20 protein-coding genes and 3 pseudogenes are annotated in these 23,007 nt (G+C 69.5%); 17 read left to right on the top strand and 6 right to left on the bottom strand.

Annotated features, from left to right (window positions below):
- The first annotated feature begins 63 nt into the window (after positions 1-63).
- The 3 genes and pseudogenes from BJF85_RS20275 (at position 64) to BJF85_RS20265 (ending at position 3,429) form a co-directional block, all read left to right on the top strand.
- Positions 64-1,386, top strand: coding sequence for an HNH endonuclease signature motif containing protein (locus BJF85_RS20275; RefSeq protein WP_139320749.1), 1,323 nt, complete (start codon positions 64-66; stop codon positions 1,384-1,386).
- A 79-nt stretch (positions 1,387-1,465) separates the two neighbouring features.
- Complete coding sequence (locus BJF85_RS20270; RefSeq protein WP_075849662.1) at positions 1,466-2,380, top strand: SDR family oxidoreductase; 915 nt, start codon at positions 1,466-1,468, stop codon at positions 2,378-2,380.
- Positions 2,381-2,419: 39 nt separating this feature from the next.
- Positions 2,420-3,429, top strand: a pseudogene (locus BJF85_RS20265) (helix-turn-helix transcriptional regulator).
- Here the strand turns inward: BJF85_RS20265 and leuA are convergent.
- Positions 3,410-5,209: a 2-isopropylmalate synthase gene (gene leuA / locus BJF85_RS20260; RefSeq protein WP_075849661.1), complete on the bottom strand. Its 1,800-nt coding sequence runs from the start codon at positions 5,207-5,209 to the stop codon at positions 3,410-3,412. The pseudogene BJF85_RS20265 and the gene leuA sit on opposite strands and share 20 nt — an antisense overlap.
- A gap of 256 nt (positions 5,210-5,465) precedes the next feature.
- Here leuA and BJF85_RS20255 point away from each other — a divergent pair, with 256 nt between their 5' ends.
- From BJF85_RS20255 to BJF85_RS20240, 5 genes are all read left to right on the top strand, one after another.
- Complete coding sequence (locus tag BJF85_RS20255) at positions 5,466-5,960, top strand: hypothetical protein (RefSeq protein ID WP_139320748.1); 495 nt, start codon at positions 5,466-5,468, stop codon at positions 5,958-5,960.
- Between the two features lie 183 nt (positions 5,961-6,143).
- Positions 6,144-6,485: a hypothetical protein gene (locus tag BJF85_RS20250; RefSeq protein ID WP_075849660.1), complete on the top strand. Its 342-nt coding sequence runs from the start codon at positions 6,144-6,146 to the stop codon at positions 6,483-6,485.
- Positions 6,485-7,117: a hypothetical protein gene (locus BJF85_RS30580; RefSeq protein ID WP_255375811.1), complete on the top strand. Its 633-nt coding sequence runs from the start codon at positions 6,485-6,487 to the stop codon at positions 7,115-7,117. Before BJF85_RS20250 ends, BJF85_RS30580 begins: the two co-directional genes overlap by 1 nt.
- Positions 7,045-7,614 carry a hypothetical protein gene (locus BJF85_RS30575; protein WP_255375810.1) on the top strand — a complete coding sequence of 190 codons (570 nt, stop codon included), beginning with the start codon at positions 7,045-7,047 and terminating at the stop codon, positions 7,612-7,614. Before BJF85_RS30580 ends, BJF85_RS30575 begins: the two co-directional genes overlap by 73 nt.
- Entirely contained in the window at positions 7,575-8,285 is a 711-nt protein-coding gene (locus BJF85_RS20240) for a hypothetical protein (RefSeq protein ID WP_255375809.1), read from the top strand. The genes BJF85_RS30575 and BJF85_RS20240 overlap by 40 nt, the downstream gene beginning before the upstream one ends.
- Positions 8,286-8,289: 4 nt before the next feature.
- Here BJF85_RS20240 and BJF85_RS20235 read toward each other — a convergent pair whose 3' ends face one another.
- Both BJF85_RS20235 and mgtE read right to left on the bottom strand, forming a co-directional pair.
- The gene (locus BJF85_RS20235) at positions 8,290-8,886 is read right to left on the bottom strand and encodes a nitroreductase family protein (RefSeq protein ID WP_075849658.1); all 597 of its coding nucleotides are present in this window, start codon (positions 8,884-8,886) and stop codon (positions 8,290-8,292) included.
- Between the two features lie 72 nt (positions 8,887-8,958).
- Complete coding sequence (mgtE, locus tag BJF85_RS20230; RefSeq protein WP_075849657.1) at positions 8,959-10,287, bottom strand: magnesium transporter; 1,329 nt, start codon at positions 10,285-10,287, stop codon at positions 8,959-8,961.
- Between the two features lie 566 nt (positions 10,288-10,853).
- Here mgtE and BJF85_RS20225 point away from each other — a divergent pair.
- The 3 genes from BJF85_RS20225 to BJF85_RS20215 are packed head-to-tail and all read left to right on the top strand — an operon-like array spanning position 10,854 to position 13,563.
- Positions 10,854-12,116 (top strand): aspartate kinase, encoded by a 1,263-nt coding sequence (locus BJF85_RS20225; protein WP_075849656.1) that lies wholly within the window; start codon positions 10,854-10,856, stop codon positions 12,114-12,116.
- The gene (locus tag BJF85_RS20220; RefSeq protein ID WP_075849655.1) at positions 12,116-13,162 is read left to right on the top strand and encodes an aspartate-semialdehyde dehydrogenase; all 1,047 of its coding nucleotides are present in this window, start codon (positions 12,116-12,118) and stop codon (positions 13,160-13,162) included. Before BJF85_RS20225 ends, BJF85_RS20220 begins: the two co-directional genes overlap by 1 nt.
- A 41-nt stretch (positions 13,163-13,203) precedes the next feature.
- Positions 13,204-13,563 carry a hypothetical protein gene (locus BJF85_RS20215; RefSeq protein ID WP_369822244.1) on the top strand — a complete coding sequence of 120 codons (360 nt, stop codon included), beginning with the start codon at positions 13,204-13,206 and terminating at the stop codon, positions 13,561-13,563.
- A 12-nt stretch (positions 13,564-13,575) separates the two neighbouring features.
- On the opposite strand, the pseudogene BJF85_RS20210 reads toward BJF85_RS20215, so the two are convergent.
- Positions 13,576-14,795, bottom strand: a pseudogene (locus BJF85_RS20210) (MFS transporter).
- A 371-nt stretch (positions 14,796-15,166) separates the two neighbouring features.
- On the opposite strand from BJF85_RS20210, the gene BJF85_RS28140 reads away from it, so the two are divergent.
- The gene (locus BJF85_RS28140; protein ID WP_075849653.1) at positions 15,167-15,733 is read left to right on the top strand and encodes a hypothetical protein; all 567 of its coding nucleotides are present in this window, start codon (positions 15,167-15,169) and stop codon (positions 15,731-15,733) included.
- Positions 15,734-15,820: 87 nt separating this feature from the next.
- Here the strand turns inward: BJF85_RS28140 and BJF85_RS20200 are convergent.
- A pseudogene (locus BJF85_RS20200) lies at positions 15,821-16,884 on the bottom strand (alpha/beta hydrolase).
- 148 nt (positions 16,885-17,032) lie between these two features.
- Between BJF85_RS20200 and BJF85_RS20195 the strand changes: the two are divergent.
- Both BJF85_RS20195 and BJF85_RS20190 read left to right on the top strand, forming a co-directional pair.
- Entirely contained in the window at positions 17,033-17,599 is a 567-nt protein-coding gene (locus BJF85_RS20195; protein ID WP_075849652.1) for an NADPH-dependent FMN reductase, read from the top strand.
- 78 nt (positions 17,600-17,677) lie between these two features.
- Entirely contained in the window at positions 17,678-18,154 is a 477-nt protein-coding gene (locus tag BJF85_RS20190) for a Dps family protein (protein WP_075849651.1), read from the top strand.
- Positions 18,155-18,223: 69 nt separating this feature from the next.
- Here the strand turns inward: BJF85_RS20190 and BJF85_RS20185 are convergent, their stop codons facing one another.
- On the bottom strand, positions 18,224-20,077 hold the full coding sequence (locus BJF85_RS20185) for a prolyl oligopeptidase family serine peptidase (RefSeq protein ID WP_075849650.1): 1,854 nt from the start codon (positions 20,075-20,077) through the stop codon (positions 18,224-18,226).
- A gap of 58 nt (positions 20,078-20,135) precedes the next feature.
- Here BJF85_RS20185 and BJF85_RS20180 point away from each other — a divergent pair, with 58 nt between their 5' ends.
- From BJF85_RS20180 to BJF85_RS30565, 3 genes are all read left to right on the top strand, one after another.
- Positions 20,136-20,972, top strand: coding sequence for an ion channel (locus tag BJF85_RS20180; RefSeq protein ID WP_083666571.1), 837 nt, complete (start codon positions 20,136-20,138; stop codon positions 20,970-20,972).
- 150 nt (positions 20,973-21,122) lie between these two features.
- Entirely contained in the window at positions 21,123-21,941 is an 819-nt protein-coding gene (locus tag BJF85_RS30570; protein WP_255375808.1) for a hypothetical protein, read from the top strand.
- A complete protein-coding gene (locus BJF85_RS30565) occupies positions 21,824-22,912 on the top strand; it encodes a sorbosone dehydrogenase family protein (RefSeq protein ID WP_255375807.1) in 1,089 nt (362 codons plus the stop codon). The genes BJF85_RS30570 and BJF85_RS30565 overlap by 118 nt, the downstream gene beginning before the upstream one ends.
- The last annotated feature ends 95 nt before the right edge of the window (positions 22,913-23,007 follow it).

The raw sequence follows: 23,007 nt of genomic DNA, 5'->3' as shown, positions 1-23,007 counted from the left end.
ACGGGATGACACTTCGCTGGGGCGGATTTGTGTGTGGGGTCTGGGGTGGTTGGCGGGGTTGCCTTGCTTCGCTTCGGCGGTGGCGGTATTTGGGGTGGCAGTGGTGGGGTTACTTTGCGTGGTGATTCTTTGTCATGCTTGTGGGTGGTGGTGCTCGATCAGTTGTTCGGTATCATTGGTTGCGTGACAGGTGTTGAGATGGTTGTTCGTCGGGCTCGCGGGGTTCTTGCGCTGCGGGCTCGGGCTGATGCTGCTGAGGTGGGGTTTCTTGCTTCGCTCGATGACGGTGCGTCGTCGGATTCGGTGGAGCGGCGGTCGTTGGCTGAGGCGTTGGCGCCTGAGCTTCGACTGTCGCCGCAGGGCGTGTTGGATCGGATTCATACCGCGCTTGCTTTGACTTATCGGATGCCTCGGCTGCTGGCTGCTATGCGGGATGGTCAGGTGGATCGGTATTGCGCTGAGCGGGTGCTGAATGTGGTTGCTCCGGTTTCTGATTCTGATGCGCTTGAGGTTGATCGGCTGCTGGAGGAGAAGCTTTCTCGGCTGTCGATTACTGCGTGGCAGCCTCGGAATATGGCTTGGCATGCGTCGCAGATCGTCAAGCAGGTCGATCCCGGCGCCGAGACCGCTGCCGCTCGAATGGCTCACGAAGGTCGGAAGGTGACTTTGGATCACGGGGTCTGTGCGCAGTCGCGGTTGGCGGCCGATCTTCCGTCCGATGTTGCCTCGGCCGCGTACGCGCGGGTGGATGCGATGGCTCGCAAGCTTCGGGTCTGCGACTCGTCGCGGAATCTCGACCAGCTTCGTGCTGACGTGTTCGCCGACCTGCTGCTGGGCAACGATCCCGGCGTGGCCGTGCCGCAGTCGGCGGCGATGGTCTACCTGCACATGCCGATCGACACCGCACTCTCCATGTCCGAAGCCGGAGCTTCCATCGACGGCATCGGCCCCGTCCCCGCCGCGTACGCCCGGGAGATCATGACCAACCCCAAGTCCATCTGGCGCAAAGTCCTCTGCGACCCCGCCACCGGCAACCCCGTTGACCTCGGCCGCACCTCGTATCGCCCGAACTCGACGATCCGCAAGCTCGTGCAGGTCCGCGACCGGATGTGCATCGTCCCCTGGTGTCGACGGCCCGCTCGGCACTGCGACTTCGACCACCAGAAACAGTGGGCCAAAGACCACGGCTCAACATCGACGGCCAACGCCGCACCACGCTGCCGCAAACACCACCGACTCAAGAACGCACCCGGCTGGATCCACACCTACGACCCCACCCACGGCACATCCTCGATCACCACACCCCTCGGCGCCACCTACACCGACAAGCGCGAAACCGTCCTCGAACCCCGGTTGTCGGATCCGGACGAACCGCCGCCCTTCTGAACCGCACGCACGGACCCACATTCGAACCGGCCACGAAACCATGCCGCGTCCTGACAGGGTTCACCGCCAGCCTGGACCTATGGACACACTGACAGGACGGACGGCCGTCGTCGCCGGCGGGACCCGCGGGGCCAGCCGCGCCATCGCCGTGGAACTGGCCCGCCGCGGCGCATACGTGTACGTCACCGGGCGCAGCTCGGGTGCGACGCGGTCCGAAGTGGACCGGCCGGAGACGATCGAGGGGACGGTCGAGCTCGTCGTCGAGGCGGGTGGGCAGGGCACGGCGATCCGCGTCGATCACCTCGACCGGGAACAGGTGGGGGAACTGGCCGCGCGGATCGACGCCGAACGCGGGCGGATCGACATCCTGGTCAACGGGCTGTGGGGCGGCGACAACTACATCGGCTGGGACACGCCCGTGTGGGAACAGCCGCTCGACGACGCGCTGCGCATGATCCGGCTGGGCATCGACGCGCACATGATCACCAGCCATCATCTGCTCGGCCTGATGATCCGGCGACCCGGCGGACTCGTCGTCGAAATGACCGACGGGACAGCCGAACACAACGCGGCGTACCGCGAGGGCACGTCACTCGGGTTCTACGTCGCCAAAGCCGCCGTACACCACCTTGCCATCGGCCAAGCACACCAACTGGCGCCGCACGGCAGCACCGCCGTCGCCGTCACACCCGGCTGGCTCCGCTCCGAAGCGATGCTCGACCACTACGGCGTCACCGAAGCCAACTGGCGCGACGCACTCACCACCGTGCCGCACTTCTGCATCTCCGAAACGCCCACCTACACCGGCCGCACCGTCGCCGCCCTCGCCGCCGACCCCGACAAGAACCGCTTCGCCGGACAGACACTGTCCAGCGGCCACCTCGCCCAGATCTACGACATCGACGACGTCGACGGCAGCCGGCCCGACGCGTGGCGCTACATCGCCGACATCGAACAACCCGGCAAACCCGCCGACGCCACCGGCTACCGGTAATCCCTGCGCACCGGCAACGACCGGCGCACAATGCACCCCATGCGAGCCGAACGCCTCGTGGCGCTCCTGTTCACCCTGCAACGTCGCCAAGCGGCGACCGTCGCCGAACTCGCCGCCGCACTCGACGTCTCCGAACGCACCATGCACCGCGACATCGCCGCGCTGCAGAACGTCGGCGTACCACTGTGGACAGAACCCGGCCGCCACGGCGGCGTCCGCCTCGTCGAGGGCTGGCGCAGCGACTCGACGGCCTCACCACCCGCGAAGCCGTCGCCATCTTCGCCATGGGCGTCCCCCGCGCACTCGCCGAACTCGGCCTCGGCAACGCCGTCGCCGCCGCCCACGCCAAAGTCACCGCAACCCTGCCCACCCCACTACGCGACCAAGCCCAACACGTCGCCCAACGCTTCCACCTCGACGCACCCACCTGGTTCAGCGACAACAAAGGCAACAGTGACAACAGCGATGACAACGACGGCGTGCTCGGCGAACTGGCCGCGGCCGTGTGGCACCAACGGCGCGTGCGCATCGACTACCGGCGCGGCGACACCAACGTCACCCGCACCGTCGAACCGCTCGGACTCGTACTCAAAGCCGGCGTCTGGTACCTCGTCGCCCGCGTGACCGGCACCGACGACACCCGCACCTACCGCGTAGGCAGGATCGGCAACGTCGACGACCCGGGCGAACCGTTCGACCGGCCCGCCGACTTCGACCTCGCAGGCTGGTGGCAACGATCATCGGCACGATTCGAACGATCCGTGCGGCGCTGCGACGTGCGGGTGCGCCTCAGCCCCGTCGGCATGCGCATCCTGCCGCGCGCCCTCGACGCCGAGGTCGCCGCCGACGCCCTCGCCACCGCGGACGAAGGCGCCGACGGCTGGACCGACGTCACGCTCGCACTGGAGGAACCGCGGATCGCGGCCGGTCAACTACTGCCGTTCGGACCCGAGGTGCGCATCGTCGAACCCGCCGACGTGCGCGACCACTACGTCGACCTGGCGACGCGGATGGTCGAACGGAACACGATCAGCGGTGCGCCCGGTTGATCGCCGACACCACGGCGCGCAGCGACGACGTCACGATCGACGGGTCGATGCCCACGCCCCAGTAGATCTTGTCGCCGATACCGCACTCGATGTACGACGCGGCACGCGAATCGTCGCCCGGCGACATCGTGTGCTCGCTGTAGTCCATGAGTCGCAGGTCGTAGCCCAACGTCGACAGCGCGTCGAAGAACGCCGCGATCGGACCGTTGCCCCGCCCGGAGATCTCCCGCTCGTCGCCGTCGACCAGCACCGACGCCGTCACGTCGTAACCCTCGGCGGTGGCGTAGGCGTGCGCGCTCTCCAACTTCAGCGGCGCCGCGGCCTCCAGGTACTCGCGGGAGAACGCCGTCCACATCGTCTCCGGGTCGACCTCGCCGCCCTCGGAATCCGTGTAGTGCTGCACCACCTGCGAGAACTCGATCTGCAGCCGGCGCGGCAGATCCAACTGGTGCTCGCTCTTCATGATGTAGGCGATACCGCCCTTGCCGGACTGCGAGTTGACGCGGATGACCGCCTCGTACGTGCGGCCCACGTCCTTCGGGTCGATCGGCAGGTACGGAACCTCCCACGGGAACTCGTCGACCGGGGTGCCGGCCTTCTCGGCCGCGGCTCGCAACGCGTCGAAACCCTTGTTGATCGCGTCCTGGTGGCTGCCGGAGAACGCCGTGAACACCAGGTCGCCGCCCCACGGGCTGCGCTCGTGCACCCGCAGCTGGTTGCAGTACTCGACGGTCCGCTTGATGTCCTCCAGGTCGGAGAAGTCGATCTGCGGGTCGATGCCCTGGCTGAACAGGTTCATGCCCAACGCGACCAGGTCGACGTTGCCGGTGCGCTCACCGTTGCCGAACAGGCAGCCCTCGATGCGGTCCGCGCCGGCCTGGTAGCCCAGCTCCGCGGCGGCGATGCCCGTGCCGCGGTCGTTGTGCGGGTGCAGCGACAGGATGATCGAGTCGCGCTTGTCCAGGTTGCGGCCCATCCACTCGATCGAATCGGCGTAGACGTTCGGCGTCGCCATCTCGACCGTCGCGGGCAGGTTCATGATCACCGGACGTTCCGGCGTCGGCTGCCAGATGTCGGCGACCGCGTTGCACACCTCCGCCGCGTACGACAGTTCCGTGCCCGTGAACGACTCCGGCGAGTACTGGAACCGGAAGTCGGTGTCGGAGTACTTCGCCGCGTACTCCGCGGCCAGCTCCGCACCCTGCAACGCGATCTTCTTGATGCCCTCGCGCTCCTCGCGGAACACGACGCGGCGCTGCACGATCGACGTCGAGTTGTAGATGTGCACGATCGCCTGCGGCGCGCCCTCGAGCGACTGGAAGGTGCGCTCGATCAGCTCGGGCCGGCACTGCGTCAACACCTGGATGCGTACGTCGTCGGGAATCGCGCCGTCGGTGATGATCTCGCGGACGAAGTCGAAGTCGGTCTGGCTCGCCGCGGGGAAACCGACCTCGATCTCCTTGTAGCCCATCCGCACGAGCATGTCGAAGAACTTGCGCTTACGGGCCGGGGACATCGGGTCGATCAGTGCCTGGTTGCCGTCGCGCAGGTCGACGGCGCACCACAGCGGCGCGCGGTCGATGCGCTGATCGGGCCACGTGCGGTCGGGCAGCTGGATGTCCTCCACCAGGCGGAACCACGGCTGGTAACGGTGGTACGGCATCGACGAACCGCGCTGGGGATTCCAGACCTTCTGCTCGGCCGGTGCCCGGCGGGAGGGGGTGCGGATGCCGTTGGGGGACGGAGTGGTCTGAGAGATGCCGCTCTCGGGCGTGCTCATGAGGGTGTCGCTCCTGCTCGCTGTTTCTCGAAAGGCTCGGTCTCAGACCGGCACGAGGAAACCCCGCGACGGGGAGCCGGTCCGATCAGGCCCCGTCGCGGCGGCGAAGCAGAAGTGCACGTGCCACGAGCTCGAGGCTAACCCAAGCGCGCGCCGGCTGGCGAGGGCGGGGCTCGACACCGAAATGTTACGGCGCGGAGTTCGTGCAGGTTACTGGCACGTAGCAATTGACCATGTGACGTGTCAGACTGCCGGTATGGGTGAGCACACGGAGAAGAACGCGCAGGGTAGCGCGGGTGGCAGCGTCGATTCCGAGGCAGCCGGAGTGCATCAGCCGTCGGTCCCCACCGAGACGAACGAGGCGGGCGCGGCAGGTGCGCCGAAGCCTGAGCAGACCGGTGGACGAGGGTCGAGGCGTGCCGAGAAGAGCGAGCCGTCGGTCGACTGGGCCGCGATGCGCGGCCGTGTCGTGGGGTTGCTCGCCGGCATCGTCCGGTGGGTCGGGCTCCTCTTTGCGCTGATCCTCGTCGGCCACATCATCTTCGTCATCGGCGACGCGAACCCCGACAACAGCATCGTCGCGTGGGCGGCCGAGCGCTCGGAGGGTCTCGCCCTCGGATTCCACGACCTGTTCCAGCCGGACGACCCGAAACTCACCGTGCTGATCAACTTCGGCATCGCGGCGATCTTCTGGCTCGTCGTGTCGTCGATCCTGTCCAAGGTGATCCGCCGCGTCGGTGGCGGAGCCTGACGCAAGCCTGATCTCGACGCGGCCCCGGCTCCGGAGTTCCGACACCCCGGAGCCCGGGCCGTCCTGTCTTCGCGGCCGCGCCCAGATTGCGGGTTTGCGGCGAAAAGCCCGGAACTCTCCCTTTGTCGGGTGTGCTCGGCGATACTGGGCGAACACATCTGTTCGACTGGGGAGACGGAACCTGTGGGTATCGAGACCAATATCGAGGCGATCCGGGGTTACTCCCGCATCCTGCCCCACTACGAGGACGAGGCGGAGAAGTTCAAGGACCTCGTCGACACCGCCGACGTCACCGACGAGGCCTGGGGCGTCGTCGGAATCTGGGCCAAGCAGGGCTACACCGAGCGCCTCGAGGAGCTGCGCTCGCTGCTGGATGCGATGAAGGACGGCGTCGACGGGTTCATCTCGAAGATGCAGACGGCCGCCGAGATGTACCAGGGCATGGAGGATGCCGGGGTCGTCACGTTCGGCCAGCACGAGGCCGAGATCGACGCCGTCGACGACCGCCGCGGGGGTCAGGTCTGATGGCCGAGGACAGCATCGCGGACTCGCTCGACGTCGAGGCCTACGACAAGAGCTTCACGGCCAACCTCGACCGTGCGGCGAGCGGCGCACCGGTGATCGGGACTGTGTACAACACCGGCAAGTCGATCACCGGGCACGCCCAAGAGCTGGCCCAGGCCGAGGGAGCCGGGGACGTCGGTGGCGCGGCTCTGGGGCTGATCGGTGACGGGGCGGGCTTCGTCGCCTCGGCCACGGGCGACATGGTCACCTTCGCGATGGACCCGATCGGCTGGCTCGTCAGCAATGGCCTGGACATGCTGCTCGAACTGGTCCAGCCGCTGCAGGACGCGCTGCACTACGTCACCGGCGACGGACCGTCGCTCGGCCACGCCGCCGACAACTTCTCGACCATCGCGCACGGATTCGTCGCGCTCGCCGAGGACTTCGAGGGCAAGGGTGACGAGGCGCTGGCCGAGTGGGTCGACGAGGCCGGCAATGCGGCGAAGGAAGCGCTCGGCGACTTCTCGTCGGGCATCCGTGGGATCGGCTCGGCCGCCGGCTCGGTGGCGAGGTGCTGCAGATGTGGTCGATGGTCATGCAGGTCATCGAGGAGGTCATCAAGGCGATCCTCAGTGAGCTGGTGTCGTGGATGATCACGCTGTGGCTGCCTGCGCTGGCCGCATCGGTGATCAGCTTCGGCGGGTCGGTCGCCGCGGCGATGACCGCGTCGATCGCCAAGGCCGCGTCGGCGATGACGAAGGTGACCAAGCACCTCGGCAAATTCGGCCAGCTCATCGACAAGTTCATGGGCTTCCTGGTGAGGATGTCGGGGCAGATGGAGACCCTCACGAGGAAGTTCCGAGTGGGCCTGATGCCGGGAGAGCGGAAGTTCGCGTTGGGCGAATTCGGCGTGGGCAAGGCTGCGGAAGGCTTCAAACCCAGTGCGCGAGTGGCAACCACGTTGTTCGGCGGCGACGCGGCAACGCTGGCGACGGGCTTGGCGTCGAAGGCCGGCATCGCGGCCGGTACGACCGCCGGGTCCGAGCTGTTCGACGCCGCCACTCCCGAGCAGGAGGAACCGTGGCTGAACAAGAGCGAGATCGGCGGGGGTTGGACGCCGGAGCAGACGCGGGGGAATCTGGACATCTGAGCGGAGCCGCGGAGGGGCGCCGCGAGGCCGGGCGCCGGTTGGCCGCCGGTCAGGCGCGTGCCGACGACGTCAGTCACAACGCCACGGTGCGGCCCGGATTCCGCGAGCGGGTCGAGGCCGTGATGGCGGCGCGCGGTCGTGAGCCGGTGCTCGCGGTGCGCCTCAGCGACAGTCGGATGGGCTTCGACGTCGAGGGTCGGCGCGTCGACGGCACGGTCGTCGGCGGTCAGTACGGGACGGCGATCTGGCGCGGACTCGGCAGGCTCGCCGGGGCCGGACTGCGGGTCGCCGCGTACGTCGCCGCCGGTGGCGGCGGGCGGGTCGGTCCGTTCGACCGGCCGGTGCAGGTGCGTGGACCGGCGGGGGCGTTGGCGCTGCCTGCCGCCGACGCGATCGGCGAGGCGCGTGGAGCGTGGCTGGCGTTGACGCCGTCGCGGGCCGCCGTGGTCGACACCGGGCCTACGTTCCTCGATCCGGCCGACGCCCCGGAACCACAGGTGGTCTGGGAGGCCGGGCGCCACGACCGGCCCGAGGTCCACCTGGGCAAGCACCTGGTGACGTGGCCGGACGGTTCGTCGCTGGAGTTCGTCCCGCACGACCCGACCGAGGCGCGGTACGTGCGCGGGTTCCACCAACCCCCGAACACGATCCGCTGGCCCGGCACTCCCTGAGTGTCTACAGCCCGCGGCCCCAGGTACCGGTGAAGGCGATGTCGGACAGGGGAAGACGGGTGCTCGGGGCGCGTTCGCGGTCGGCGTCGCGCTCCGAGATGCCGCTGAGGGACTCCGGGTCGGCCTGCTTGCCGACGGCGACGACGACCATGGGGGTGACGTCGTCGGGCACGGCGAACGCGCTGCGTACCTGCTCGGCGTCGAAGCCCGCCATCTGGTGCGCGGCGAGCCCCTCGGCCACGGCCTGCAGCACGAGGTTCTCGGCGGCGAGCCCCGCGCCGTACTCGGCGTAGGGCACGTCGCCCTTCTCGTTGCGCCGCACCGCGAGAGTCACCACGAGCGCGCCGGCGCGGTGGGCCCACGCCTGGTTGCGTTCGGACACCGCCGCCAGCGCCCGCTCGTACGTGTCGTCCCCGCGCAGGCCGGCGACGAACCGCGCCGGTTGCGTGTTGCCGAACGACGGCGCCCAGCGGGCCGCCTCGAGCAGCCTGCGGAGCTGCTCGTCGGTGACCTCGTGCGCCGGGTCGAACAGGCGCGGGCTCCACCGGCCGGCGATCAGCTCGTGCAGTCCCGCTCCGCGTGCGGCGTGCTCGTCGACCATGCATTCCTCCTGTGCGCACCGGTGGCCACCGTGCGATACCTAACCACCTCCGGCGCCGCCACCGCGAACGCCTCACAGGCCGAGGACGGCTCCGGCGACGAGGAAGTACAGGATCAGTCCGCTGGCGTCCACCAGCGTCGTCACCACGGGTGCGGAGAACACGGCCGGGTCGATCCGCAGCTTGTGGGCGACCAGCGGCAGGACACCGCCGACGCTCGAGGCCCACAGGCAGATCGCCAACAGCGTGACCGCGATGATCGCCCCGAACTCGAACCCGTAGAAGAACGCCGCGATCGGGAAGCCGACGCCGGCCAGCAACAGCCCCAGTGCCAACCCGACCCTGGCCTCGCGCCACAGGATCCGCGGCAGATCGCGCACCCGCACCTCGCCCACCGCCAACGCGCGGATGACGGCGGTCGCCGCCTGCGAGCCCGCGTTGCCACCGGTGTCGATGAGCAGCGGGATGAACAGCGCCAACGTCACCATCGACTCGAGCGTGGTCTCGAAGTACTCCAGGACGTTCACCGTCATCACCGCGGCGAGGATGAGCACCAGCAGCCACACGGCGCGCGTGCGCGCGAGGTGGAAGACGGTGGCCGACAGGTACGGCACGTTGATCGGCTCGGCGCCGCCGGTGCGGTAGGCGTCCTCGGTGACCTCGGCCTCGAGCACCTCCATGGCGTCGTCGACCGTGATCACCCCGAGCAGCCGGTGCTCGCCGTCCACGACGGGCAGGGCGAGCAGATCGGCCTCCTGCACGAGCCTGGCCGCCGTCTCGCGGTCGTCGTGGGCGCTGACCTGGTAGAGGTCGCGGGCCAACAACTCGTCCACGCGCGCCCCGGCCGGCGCGGTGGCCAGGTCGGTGAGCGTGACGGTGCCGATCAGCCGGCGCGTTCCGTCGGTCACGGGCAGCACGGCCAGTTCGCCGCCCCGGTCGCTGCGGCCGCTGAGCCGGGCCAGCGCCTCCTCGCGGGACAGGTGGGCGTCCAACGTGGTGGTGACTGGCAGCATGATCCGGCCGGCCGAACCCGCCGGGTAGCCGAGCAAGGTGGCCGTGGCCTGCCGTTGCTCGCGGGACAGGCCCTGCTGGAGGCGGGCGGCGACCTTCGCCGGCATCTCGTCGAAGAGCCGGGCCCGGTCGTCGGCGGCCATGGCCTCGACCAGTTCGCGCACCCGGTCCTCCCGTAGGCCGTCCAACAGCGTGGCCTGGTGCTCGGGGTCCAGCGCGTCGAAGACCTCGACGGCCTCGTCCTTGTTCAGCAGCCGGAACGCCACGGCCCGCTCGGTCGGGTCGAGGTGGGCCAGTTCCTCGGCGATCGTGACGGTGGGGGTGTCGGCGAGAAGGTCGCGCAGGTCGGTGGTGGCCTCGGTGTCGATCAGGTTCTTCAGGGCAGCGTTCATGGCAGCGGGCTCCTCACGGCGCGTGGACCTGCACCGCGCACCGCGCGGACAGGGCGGGGCGAGGCGGTGAACAGGCTGGGAAGGGCAGCCGGGTGCCGTGGTGAATCGAAAAGCTGGGACGCCGTACGCGCGAGAAGGACCTCAGCGCAGGAAGTACGAACCGCTGAGGCAGGCACCCGGGGCGCGAACGACGCCGCGACTACTCGGACTCTCGTCCATCCGGACCCACCTCCTTTCTGCTCGCCCGCCGCTCGCCGGCGGACGCACTGCTGCGATCCGGCGCCGAGTGTACCGCGACTGTGACGTCACTCATTGCATCGCGTGGTCCAGGGCATCGCGGACGGTCGTCCGGAGCACGGTGCCGGGTGGACGTTTCCGCTTGCTCGGCAACCGATTCGCGGCTCCGGAAGGCGGAAACCAGCAGCTAGACTCGCGTGCCGGGAGTCACAAAGCCGGATGGCATCCGTGTGAACGACCGGTAGTCTTAACCCCGACGATACGGAGCGTGCGCCCCTAGCGACCAGGCTGCGAAGCGGGCGCCGCTCCCTCGAGGAGGTTCGGCCAAAGTGGCGCTCGTAGTCCAGAAGTACGGCGGTTCGTCGCTGGAGAGCGCAGACCGGATCAAGCGTGTCGCCGAGCGCATCGTTGCCACGAAGAAGGCAGGCAACGAGGTGGTCGTCGTGTGCTCCGCGATGGGGGACACGACCGACGAGCTGCTCGACCTCGCGGAGCAGGTGGCTCCCGTCCCGCCCGAGCGCGAGATGGACATGCTGCTGACCGCGGGCGAGCGGATCTCGAACGCGCTTGTCGCGATGGCGATCTCGGCGCAGGGCGCCGAGGCGTGGTCGTTCACCGGCTCGCAGGCGGGCGTCGTGACGACGTCCGTGCACGGCAACGCCCGCATCATCGACGTCACGCCGGGGCGCGTGACCGAGGCTCTCGACCAGGGCTACATCGCGCTGGTCGCGGGTTTCCAGGGCGTTGCACAGGACACCAAGGACATCACCACCCTCGGCCGTGGCGGTTCGGACACCACGGCGGTCGCGCTCGCGGCGGCTCTCGAAGCCGACGCCTGCGAGATCTATTCCGATGTGGACGGTGTCTACACCGCAGACCCGCGGATCGTGCCCGACGCCCGCAAGCTCGACACGGTGCCGTACGAGGAGATGCTCGAGCTCGCGGCCAGCGGCTCGAAGATCCTGCACCTGCGCTCGGTCGAGTACGCCAGGCGATACGGCGTGCCGATCCGGGTCCGCTCGTCCTACAGCGACAAACCGGGCACGACGGTGGCCGGTTCGATTGAGGAGATCCCCGTGGAACAGGCGTTGATCACCGGTGTGGCGCACGACCGCTCCGAAGCGAAGATCACGGTCACCGGGGTCCCCGACCATGCGGGCGCCGCGGGCCGCATCTTCCGCACGGTCGCGGACGCCGAGATCGACATCGACATGGTGCTGCAGAACGTGTCCAACACCGAGGGCCGCACCGACATCACGTTCACGCTGTCGAAGGCCAACGGCCCCGACGCCGTGCGCGCTCTCGAGGCGCTCAAGACCGACATCGGGTTCTCGGCGGTGCACTACGACGACGCCGTCGGCAAGGTGTCGCTCGTGGGCGCGGGCATGCGTTCGCACCCCGGCGTCACGGCGTCGTTCTGCGAGGCGCTGGCCCAGGTCGGCGTCAACATCGAGATCATCAACACCTCGGAGATCCGCATCTCCGTGCTGATCCGCGACGAGCACGTCGACGACGCGGTGCGTGCGATCCACGAGGCATTCGAACTGGGCGGCGACGAAGAGGCCGTCGTGTACGCGGGGAGTGGTCGCTGATGTCGGAGGGTCTGCGCGTCGGCGTGGTCGGTGCCACCGGCCAGGTCGGCGGAGTGATGCGCCAGCTGCTCGAGGACCGGAAGTTCCCGATCTCGCAGCTGCGCCTGTTCGCCTCGGCCCGGTCGGCCGGCTCGACGTTGTCGTGGGGCGGCAAGGACATCGTCATCGAGGACGCCGCGACGGCCGATCCGTCCGGTTTGGACATCGCGCTGTTCTCGGCGGGCGGTTCGACGTCGAAGGCGCAGGCGCCGCGGTTCGCCGAGGCGGGCGTGACGGTGATCGACAACTCGTCCGCGTACCGGCTCGACCCGGACGTCCCGCTGGTGGTCAGCGAGGTCAACCCGGACGCGATCGCCGACGCGAAGAAGGGGATCATCGCCAACCCCAACTGCACGACGATGGCCGCCATGCCCGTGCTCAAGCCGTTGCACGACGAGGCCGGCCTGACCCGCCTGATCGCCAGCACCTACCAGGCGGTGTCGGGCAGCGGGCTCGCCGGCGTCGAGGAACTGGCCGGGCAGGTCGAGGCCGCGGGCACGCGGGCGAAGGAACTGACGCACGACGGCGCGGCCGTCGAGTTCCCCGCGCCGAACAAGTACGTCGCGCCGATCGCCTACAACGTCCTGGCCATGGCCGGGTCCGTTGTGGACGACGGCACCGCCGAGACCGACGAGGAACAGAAGCTCCGCAACGAGAGCCGCAAGATCCTCGACATCCCGGGCCTCGCGGTGTCGGGCACCTGCGTGCGCGTTCCGGTGTTCACGGGCCACTCGATCTCGGTGAACGCCGAGTTCGCCGCGGCTCTGTCGCCCGAGCGCGCCCGCGAACTGCTCGCCGGTGCGCCCGGCGTCCAGCTCGCCGACGTGCCCACCCCGCTGGATGCCGCGGGCAAGGACCTGAGCCTCGTCGGCCGGATCCGCACCGATTCGGGCGTTCCGGACGGACGCGGACTCGCGCTGTTCCTCGCCGGTGACAACCTGCGCAAGGGCGCCGCGCTCAACGCCGTGCAGATCGCGGAATTGGTGGCCGACCGCCTCGGCAACTGACCGCCGCGGCGGTAAGTTGCTCGCTCATGTGGAGAAGAGCGGTGCCGGTCGCCGCAGTGGGAATGATGGTGCTCGCCGGCTGCTCCGAGGCCGCCGAGATGCACGAGGACGTCACCGGGGCCGCGGACAAGGCGAGCGTGTGCGGTCAGGCGCTGGGCATCGTCGACCTCAACCCGAACGTCGACCCGGAGAAGGTCCAGGCGGAGGCGGGCGAGAAGGCGCAGCAACTGCGTGACCTCGCCTCCGACGTGGCCGATCAGGACGTCAAGCAGAACCTGACGGCCCTCGCCGACGGGTACGTCGAGATGGAACAGCGACGCGTCGACCGGCTGGGCGACTTCAACCAGTGGGTGCAGCGGAACCTGAACAACCTCGAGGAACTCCGCCAGGCCTGCCTGTAGGGCCCGGCCTCCCTACGGCCGGGCCTCCGCGGTGGGGACCTCGGCCGGCGGCGTTCCAGTCCGTCCGCGGCGGTCGGTGTGCAGCAGCGCGCCGACCGCCGCGAACGCCAAACCTCCGACGCCGGCCGCGACGAATCCCATGCCCGGTGACGTGTGGTCCATGACGAAGCCGACCGCCGGGCTGCCGAGCGCCAGTCCGATGCGCGTGGCCGAGTCCTGCACGCCCATCGCCTCGCCGCGCACCACCGGCGGGGCCAACCGCGACACCTTCTCCGTCGTCGCCGCGAGCGTCGGCGCGCACACGAGGTTCGACGGGATCAGCACGAGCGCCAACAGCCACCACGCTCGTGCACCAACGCCACGGGGATCGTCAGCACGGCCAGCGCCACCATCAGCGGCAGCTGACCGGCCGAGCGGCGCGCGACGCCGTGCACCATGCCGCCGATCAGCGACGCCACGCACATGACGGCGATGACCACGCCCGTCCAGCTGACCTCACCGGACTCGCGCAACGCGGCCAGCGCCGCGAGTTCCGCGCCGACCAGGACGAACAGGGCGCCCGTCGCGACGAACAACGTCGCGAGCATGGGGCGGCCCAGCCACGTACGTACCTTCGGGCGCTGCCGTGCGCGGTCCCGTCCGGTCTCCTCCGACGTCCGCACCGGAGGGTTCACCACGTACAGCGCGCACGCGCAGACGCCGAACAGGGCGCCGATACCCGTCAACGCGGCCGTGGACGAGACCTGCGTGCTGATCAGGATGCCCAGCGCCGGACCGGTCATGAACGTCAGCTCGACGAGCACCGAGTCGAGGGAGTAGGCGGTGCGACGCTGCCCCATGGGCACGAGCGCGGCGATGACCTGACGGGCGATCGGGCCGGCCGGGATCAGCAGCGCGCCCGCGGGGAATGCGGCGATCAGCAGCACGAGATACGGCAGGTGCGGGGCGCTGATCCAGAAGGCCGCCGACACCGTTCCGCACACGGCCACGACGGGCCGCAGGCCGTATCGGTCGATCATGCGGCCCAGCAGCGGTGCGGCTGTGGCCGTGCCCGCCGTCGTCGCGGTGCCGACCAGGCCGGCGGCGCCGTAGCCGTGTCCGAGTTCGCTGACCACGTGCAGCGTCAACGTGACGCCGGTGGCGGTCATCGGCAGGCGGGCGAGCATGGCCACGAACGTCGAGGTGGCCATGCGGGGAATGCGCAGTACGTGCAGGTACGCCATCAACGACACACGTCGACGTAACCGCATCCCGGTACGGGCGTGCAACTTTTTTCGGACACATCACGCACCGGCTCCGCGGGTGACGCGCCGGTGGGTGAACGCGCGGGTGAACGGAGCCATCTGCTACTTCGAGGGACGGATAAGGCGTGTGTGGTGGACGCTCCGATCGCATCGTGACTGCCGGATCGCTCGTCTCGGTACTTGTTCGGCCGGCGAACGAGTGCATCGTGGTCCGAATGGCGCAGCGTCGGTGGTCGCATGGAGTACTCACGGTAGACCGATCACGCCACGGAATCGGGGGATTGCAGCCGGTGTGCACCGGGGCCGGTTGGTACGGCTTGACGTGTTCGTTGCTCTTCCACGCCAGGAGGTTGGCAGACATGAAGTCCGGATTCGCTCGCACGATGGCCGCGGTGCTGACGGGAGCGGCGATCGCCGTCTCGACGTCGGGGATCGCGGCAGCCTCGTCCCTCACCGACGAGGGCAACGGCTCAGTCGCCACGCAGTCGGCTGCGCACCAGCTGCTCGACCTGCGCGACCAGCTGGCGACCAAGGCGTACTCGGGTGACGTCCAGGGCACGGAACGCGCCCTCGACTCGATGACCCCGGTGCTCGACAAGCTCACCACCGCCGACACCGAACGTGCGCACGTGACCGAGGCGAAGGACGCCTTGGCGCAGAACCAGCAGGTGCAGGAGGTCCTCGCGGACCCGAGCGCGAAGCCGCAGACCTACGCGATGAGCGCCGAGGCCCGGCAGCTGCCGGAACTGCCCGACCCGTTGACGATGGTCAACGGCTTGCTCCAGTCGCTGCTCGCGACGGTCGGCGGCCTGCTCGACGGTCTGCTCGGCGGCGGCGCCGTGCCGGACGTGCCGGTCCCGGACGTGCCGGAGGCCCCGGTCCCGGAGGTGCCGGAGGCGCCGGTGCCCGCCCCGGACCTGCCGTGACGCCCTAGCCCGCCCGCCGCAGGGTGAAAGCTCCCGTGGCATAGTTGCGTTGACCGCGACCATGGGGCCCACGGGAGCACTTCTTTGTTACGCCGATCGGGGGTCGCGGGCCAGGCCCACGCGGAGGGCGCCTGCGGCCTCCGCGGTCGCCTCGCGGAAGCGGGTACCGAGGCCGAGCATGTTGGCGAACCCGTGGATGAGGTCCTCCTGCCTGCTCAGCGCGACCGGAACGCCGGCCTCGGCGAGCCGGTCGGCGTACGCCTCGCCCTCGTCGCGCAGCGGGTCGAACCCGGCCGTCACGACGTACGCAGGCGGAAGACCGGCGTGGTCGTCGGCGACCAGCGGCGACAGCAGTGGATTCGACCGGTCGACCCCGGTGGGCGCGTACTGCCCGATGAACCACTCCATGTCGGCGTCGCTCAGGAAGAAGCCGTGTCCGAACAGTTCGCGCGAACGCCGGCGCACCGTGCTGTCGGTCGCCGGGTAGATGAGCAGCTGGAACGCCGGTGTCGGGCCGCCGCGCCGCTTCGTCGCCAACGCCGTGACCGCGGCCAGGTTGCCGCCCGCGCTGTCGCCGCCGACGGCGATCCGGTCCGGGTCGACGCCGAGGTCCGAGGCCTTGGCGTGGGCGAAGTCGAACGCGGCGAGCGCGTCCTCCTGCGCCGCCGGGAACGGGTGCTCCGGCGCCATCCGGTAGTCGACCGACAGCACGCGCACCCCCGCGTGCTTGGCCAGGAAGCGCGCGGTGTTGTCGTGGCTGTCGAGCGAGCCCAGCACGAAGCCGCCGCCGTGGTAGTAGACAAGCAGCGGCAACGCCGCCGCCACGCCGCGCGGCGTGTAGAGGCGTGCGGGGATGTCGCCGTGACCGGCGGGGATCATCAGGTCGCGCGCGGACACCGGTTGGATCGTTTCCCCGCTCACCAGGTACCGCGCGGCGTTGAAGGCCTTCCGTGCCTGCGCGGGGTCGGCGGAATCCACCAGCGACGTGCCGGACAGCTGCTGCATGCGCAACAGCAGCTGCGCGTCGAGGGCCAGTCGCTGGCCGTCGCGCTCGATCTCGCGCCCGCGATCAATCGCCGCAACGGCCGCGGTAGAGCGTAGATCGCCTTCATCGCCGCTGCCTGGACTCGGATCTGGACCGGAATCGCCATCGGTGGTGCCTCCTGTCGACTCTGACTTCCCGCACGGAACGCACCCTGAGGCTACTAACCAGTAGGCCCGTCGGCGAGATGTGATCGATCTCGTGTCCGCGGCGCCCGGACTGGACCTCGACCATGCTCGAACCCTTAGCCTCGAGGGGTGACTTCTTCAGGTGCGGTCAAGGTGCTCGGTATCGGTGGTTCGCTGCGCGACGGTTCGCAATCCGAACGCGCACTGCACGTCGCGCTCGCCGCGGCGGCGGAGGCGGGCGCCGAGACGTCCGCCCTGTGCGGCCCCGCCCTGAACCTGCCGTTCTACGACGCCTCCTCGATCGAACGCACGTCGGAGGCACGGGCGCTCGTCGAGGCCGTGCGCAGCGCCGACGGCATCATCGTCGTGTCCCCCGGCTACCACGGCGGGCTGTCCGGCCTGGTCAAGAACGCCCTCGACCACATCGAGGACCTGCGCACCGACGAACGTCCCTACCTCGACGGGCGCGCCGTCGGACTGATCGGCGTCGCCTACGGGTGGCAGGCCGCCGTCACGACGTTGGAGCAACTGCGCACGATCACGCACGCGCTGCGCGGCTGGCCCAGCCCGCTCGGCGGCTCGGTCAACTCGGCGGAGGTCAAGTTCGACGCCGAGGGCGGCGTCTCCGACCAGAAGGTCGAGCGGAACCTGCGGATCATCGGCACCCAGGTGGCCGAGTTCGCCCGCCGCCACTGAGGTTCTGCGTTTCGCCTCCGCGGCCGTCGGTTACTCCCCAGGGGAAACCCGTGCGATGACCCGACGCAGGAGGTAGAGATGGCGACGTCGCCGATCAACAGCCCGTTGAAGGCCAGCGACAAGGACATCACGGCGAAGGTGCTGCAGAACACGCTCGTCGACCTGATCGACCTGTCGCTCACTGGCAAACAGGCGCACTGGAACGTGGTCGGCCCGCATTTCCGCAGCGTCCACCTGCAGCTCGACGAGCTCGTGACCACCGCGCGCACCTACACGGACTCGGTGGCCGAACGAGCCAATGCGATCGGCGTATCGCCGAACGGCAAGGCCAAGACCGTCGCCGAGACGACCGGACTGACCGAGTTCCCGGGCAACTGGCAGGACACGAAGGCCACGGTCGACGCGATCGTGTCGATCCTCGCCGAGCTGATCGAGCGCCTGCGCACGCGTATCGACGAGACCGACAAGGCCGACCTCGTCACCCAGGACCTGCTCATCGAGATCGCTGCCGAACTCGAGAAGCAGCACTGGATGTGGCAGGCCCAACAACACTGAGCCCGAATGCTCCCAAGGGCCCGCCTGCCGCGCGGCTGCGTTCGATGGGCCCTTGGGAGCTTCTAACGGTTATGCCAGGCCGACGGCCTTCATGGCGAAGTGGACCTCGATGGCGGTCTGCCGGAGCGTCTCGGAGATGACGAGGGATCCGTGGCCGGCGTCGTAGCGGTAGAACTCGAACGGGGTGCCGCGTTCGCCGAGCCGGTCGAGGTAGTTCTCGATCTGCCGGATCGGGCAGCGCGGATCGTTGTCCCCGGCGAGCACGAGCACGGGCACGTCGACGTTGTCGATGTAGGTCAGCGGCGAGCAGTCGCGGTACACCTCGGGCACGTCCTCGGGTGAACCGCCGAACAGGGCGCGGTCGAACGAGCGCAGCTGTTCCATCTCGTCCTCGTACGCGGCGACGTAGTCGGCGACCGGCACGCCCGCGACGCCCGCCGCCCACCGGCCGGACTGCGTTCCCAGCGCCAGCAGCGTCAGGTACCCGCCCCACGATGCGCCCGACACGACACACCGTTCGGGGTCGGCGACGCCGTTGCGCACGGCCCAGTCGTGCACGGCCGCGACGTCCTCGAGCTCGGTCAGCCCCGGCCGGCCCTCGATGGCGTCGCGCCACGCCGAGCCGTAGCCCGTCGAACCACGGTAGTTGACCTCCACCACGGCGAATCCGGCGTCGAGCCACACCGCGCGGTAGGCGGAGAACCGGTCCTCGTCGGCGGCGTGCGGTCCGCCGTGCAGGTTGAACACGGTCGGCCGCGGCCCGGTCGCGCCCTCGGGTCGGGCGACGAGCGCGTGGATGCGCCCGCCGGGCCCGTCGACGAACGCGTCCTCCAACGGCTGTGATCCGGGCGCGGGCTCGCCGGGCGGGTTCAGCAGCACGCGGTCGTCGCCGTCGGCGGCGCGCACCCGCACGACCGGCGGCCGTGCGGCGCTCGACCACGAGTACTCGACGTCGCCGTTCGGCCGCACGCCCGCGCCGCCGATCCGTCCGGGCGGGGTCTCGAGCGCGGTGAGCGCGCCGTCGGCGAGGTCGTAGCGGTGCAGCGAGCTGCGGCCCTCGTGGAAGTGGACGATCAGCAGCGCGTCGGCGTCCGGGTACCACGTCGCGGCGACCTCGCCGGGCAGGTCGAGGCTGATCTCGTGCTCGGAGTCGGCCGCGACGTCCCAGATGAGCAGCTCCTCCTTGCCGCGGCGTTCGTGCAGGAGCAGCAGCCTCGGGTCGCCGCTGCGCGGCGAGAACTCGAGCGCGTCGAGGCCCTTGCCCTCGCCGTCCCACTTGTCGGCGACGGTCGCGAAGCCGTCGGTGGCCAGCACCCGCACGGCGGGATGGCGCGAGTCGCCGTGCTCGGAGTGCGCGATGGCCAGCAGCGTCTCGTCCCGCGACAACGCCGCGATGCCCGCGTCGTCGGCGTGGCTGTAGAAGCGCGTCGTCGCCTCGCCGGCGCGGGCGTACAGCGCACTGCCCTCGTCGGTGGACACGCCGGCCGCGACGAGCCGGTGTCCGATCTCGAGCCCGGCGGGGTAGCCGTCGGGCACGTCGGCCAGGGCCGGCTCGGCGGACCGGTGGTCGGCGGCGAACGGCTGCCGCACCCACGAGCCGAACTCGTCGCCGTCGGTGTCGTCGAACCACCAGATCCACGCGCCGTCCGGCGACGTCGTGGCGTGCAGCGTCCCGTTGGGACGGTCGGTCACCTGCCTGCTCTCGCCGGTCGCGCGGTCCCACGCGTAGATCTCCCACACGCCGCTGGCGTTGGAGACGTAGACGTTCGCGTCGGGCGCGTCGAGCGACCAGTTCGGCACCGACACCCGCGGCGCCAGGAACCGTGACCGCCAACGCTGCTCGCGCGCGTCGTCACCGGGAAAGAGCTGGTCGGGCACGTTCGGCGCGGGGTACTGCTTCGCCGCTGGCTGTTGTGACGTCACACCCCGATCCTGCCAGGCCGCGTGTCCCACGCCGGGGCAGGCGTCATGATGAGCGGCGATGTCTGCCGAACAGTCTGCCGAAACCGCCTCCGCCCGGCCGGCCGCCGCCGACGCGGAGCCGGACGAGCCCCGTCTGCGCCGTTGGGAGCAGCACACCGAGTGGCCGCTGATCGGCCTGTCGGTGCTGTTCTTCGTCGGCTACGCCTGGATCGTCCTGCAGCCGGACATGTCCGCCGGCCTGCGGTCGACCCTCGACCTCACGATGTGGATCACGTGGGTCGTCTTCGCCGTCGACTACCTGGTGCGGCTGGGCCTGGCCCGGCGGCGCGGCCGGTTCGTCGCGCGGAACCTGTTCGACCTCGTGGTCATCGCCGTGCCGATGCTGCGTCAGCTGCGGGTGCTGCGCCTGGTCATGGTGCTGGTGCTGATGAACCGGCGGCTCCAGGCACGCGTGCGTGGGCAGGTGGTCGTGTACGTGGCCGGGGCGACCGTGCTGATCGGCGTCTCGGCGGCGTTGGCCGTGCTCGACGCGGAACGCAATGCCCCGGACGGCACGATCCACAACTTCGGCGACGCCCTGTGGTGGACGATGACCACCATCACCACGGTCGGCTACGGCGACTTCTCGCCGGTGACGGGCAACGGCAAGCTCATCGCCGCGGGCCTCATGCTCGCCGGGATCGCCCTGCTCGGTGTGGTCACCGGTTCGATCGCGTCGTGGTTCGTCGAGAAGTTCGGCGGCATGCAGGAGAACGCGGAGAAGGCGGCGCAGTCGGAGGCCGCCGAGATCGCGCGCACGGAGGAGTTGCGCAGCGAGGTCGCCGATCTGAAGGCGGAGATCGTCGCGCTCCGGGAGCAGCTCTCGGGTGCGAAGGGCGGCGATTCGACGCCGTAGCCGCGTCCGCTGCGGTCCCGCTTCGGAGGTCTGGTCCAGGCGTGGGTCATCGACGCATCACCCTTGCGGGTGGCGATCGGCGCTCCTATGCTCTCGGGAAGCGCTTTCGGAAAGCGCTTACATTTCGGCGAGCCAACGGAGGTGATCGCCGTGAGGGGTCTCGGGCTCCGCGGCAACAGGAAATGGTGGGCGGCCGGCCTGGCGGCCGCGGTCGTCGGGGCATCGCTGGTGGCACCACCCGCGATCGGCGCCCCGGCCGGCAGCGCTCCACCGGGCAGCGCTCCTCCTGGCAGCGCTCCGCCGGGGCATGCACCGCCGGGTAGCGACGAACCGATCACCGATCCGATCCTGGAGGATCCCGAGCCGGCCGAGCTGGGACTCGTGCTGTCGGAACACGCGCAGCTGCCGGAGACCGACACGACACCCCCGACCGACGACCCGCGCCTGTTGCGGCACAACAGGATCAACTACATCGGCGACGTGCCGGACGGTTCGGGCCGGCAGTACGTTCCCGACCTGAACGGACCGATGTACCTGCTCGACGACGGCCGGCACCACGAGTACCTCGACCTGCGTGAGCACGACGAGTACTTCTTCTCCGGGCGCGGCATGGGCTCGGGCGCGGGCTTCATCACGTTCCACCCCGAGTTCTCCGACAACGGCAAGTTCTACACCGTGCACTCGGTCGGCGAGGAGGGCATCGCGGCGCACGAGCGACGTACCCGAACCAGCCGGATTCGGTGGTGCAGAGCGTCGTCACGGAGTGGACGGCCGACGACCCGTCGGCGAACACGTTCTCCGGTACGCACCGCGAAATCTTCCGCTACGGCTTCGGCACCTACACGCACGCGGTGCAGCAGATCGACTTCAACCCCACGGCGAAACCGGGCGACGAGGACTACGGCCTGCTGTACATGGCCGTCGGTGACGGCGGAATCGCGCTGGACAGCGATATTCCGTTGGACCTGAGCGAGCCGGGCGGCAAGCTGTTCCGCATCGATCCGTTGGGGGACAACGGTCCGAAGGGGCAGTACGGAATCCCGGCGTCGAACCCGTTCGTCGGCGAGGAGGGCGCGCTCGGGGAGATCTACGCGCTCGGCATGCGCGATCCGCACCGGTTCGCGTGGGATCCCGAGGGCGGCAACGAGATGTACCTCGGCCACATCGGACAGCGCGCGCTCGAGGCGGTGTACGAGGTCGAGAAGGGCGACAACTACGGATGGCCCGAGCGGGAGGGTCCGTTCCGGTTCGATCCGGATACACAGTGCGCGTTGTTCCCGTTGCCGCCGGACGACGCCAAGTACGGCTACGAGTATCCGGTCGCCGCCTACGACCACGATCCGCCGTACAACTGGCCGTGCAACTCCGACAGCGGGAACGCGCTGTCGGGCGGTCAGGTGTATCGCGGTGACGCGCATCCGGAGTTGCAGGGCAAGTACATCTTCGGAGACCTGGTCAACGGCGAGGTGTTGTCGACGGAGACCGACGAGATGCAGCGGGGTGCCGAGCGGGCGCCGATCACCGAGGTGCAGCTGTTCAATGAGGACGGTGACCGCATGCGGATGAGCGACTTCGTCGGGGACGGCCGGGTCGATCTGCGGTTCGGCGCGGACGCCGAGGGTGAGCTGTATCTGCTGGCGAAGGCGAACGGCAAGATCTGGAAGGTCACCGACGTCAAGCCGGCGGTGCCGTCGGAGGTGAGCGACGCGGTCGCGGACAACCTCGTGGCGCATTGGGACTTCGAGCATCCGTTCGCAGTGGACGGTACGAAGGAACAGGATCAGGGCAGTGCCAACACGTTGCTCGATCTACTCAACGGCGGCGAGGACATGCGGGTCGCCGACGGGGCGTTCCCGGGCAGCAACAACTCCGTGCAGTCGCAGCAGGTGAATCCGGACGCGGTCGGCAACGACGACTGGAAGGCCGGCGTGTGGGACTGACCTGATCCCCGGGTGGTGGTCCGGTTGTTGTGAGAGTCCGATGCCCGATGATGGGCGCAGGAGGACTCGACGACGATGAGTGAGCGACGCCGGCG

Origin of the sequence: Saccharomonospora sp. CUA-673, assembly GCF_001942305.1 — a bacterium.
Lineage (GTDB): Bacteria > Actinomycetota > Actinomycetes > Mycobacteriales > Pseudonocardiaceae > Prauserella.
This window is presented reverse-complemented; position numbering and strand designations above follow the sequence as displayed.

Bases quoted from the DNA above. Each gene is read 5' to 3' on its own strand.
- BJF85_RS20220 (WP_075849655.1), top strand. From the start codon at position 12,116: ATGTCGGAGGGTCTGCGCGTCGGCGTGGTCGGTGCCACCGGCCAGGTC.
- leuA (WP_075849661.1), bottom strand. From the start codon at position 5,209: ATGAGCACGCCCGAGAGCGGCATCTCTCAGACCACTCCGTCCCCCAAC.
- BJF85_RS20235 (WP_075849658.1), bottom strand. From the start codon at position 8,886: ATGGTCGACGAGCACGCCGCACGCGGAGCGGGACTGCACGAGCTGATC.
- BJF85_RS30580 (WP_255375811.1), top strand. From the start codon at position 6,485: ATGGCCGAGGACAGCATCGCGGACTCGCTCGACGTCGAGGCCTACGAC.
- BJF85_RS20190 (WP_075849651.1), top strand. From the start codon at position 17,678: ATGGCGACGTCGCCGATCAACAGCCCGTTGAAGGCCAGCGACAAGGAC.
- mgtE (WP_075849657.1), bottom strand. From the start codon at position 10,287: ATGAACGCTGCCCTGAAGAACCTGATCGACACCGAGGCCACCACCGAC.
- BJF85_RS30575 (WP_255375810.1), top strand. From the start codon at position 7,045: ATGTGGTCGATGGTCATGCAGGTCATCGAGGAGGTCATCAAGGCGATC.
- BJF85_RS20255 (WP_139320748.1), top strand. From the start codon at position 5,466: ATGGGTGAGCACACGGAGAAGAACGCGCAGGGTAGCGCGGGTGGCAGC.
- BJF85_RS20270 (WP_075849662.1), top strand. From the start codon at position 1,466: ATGGACACACTGACAGGACGGACGGCCGTCGTCGCCGGCGGGACCCGC.
- BJF85_RS28140 (WP_075849653.1), top strand. From the start codon at position 15,167: ATGAAGTCCGGATTCGCTCGCACGATGGCCGCGGTGCTGACGGGAGCG.
- BJF85_RS20180 (WP_083666571.1), top strand. From the start codon at position 20,136: ATGTCTGCCGAACAGTCTGCCGAAACCGCCTCCGCCCGGCCGGCCGCC.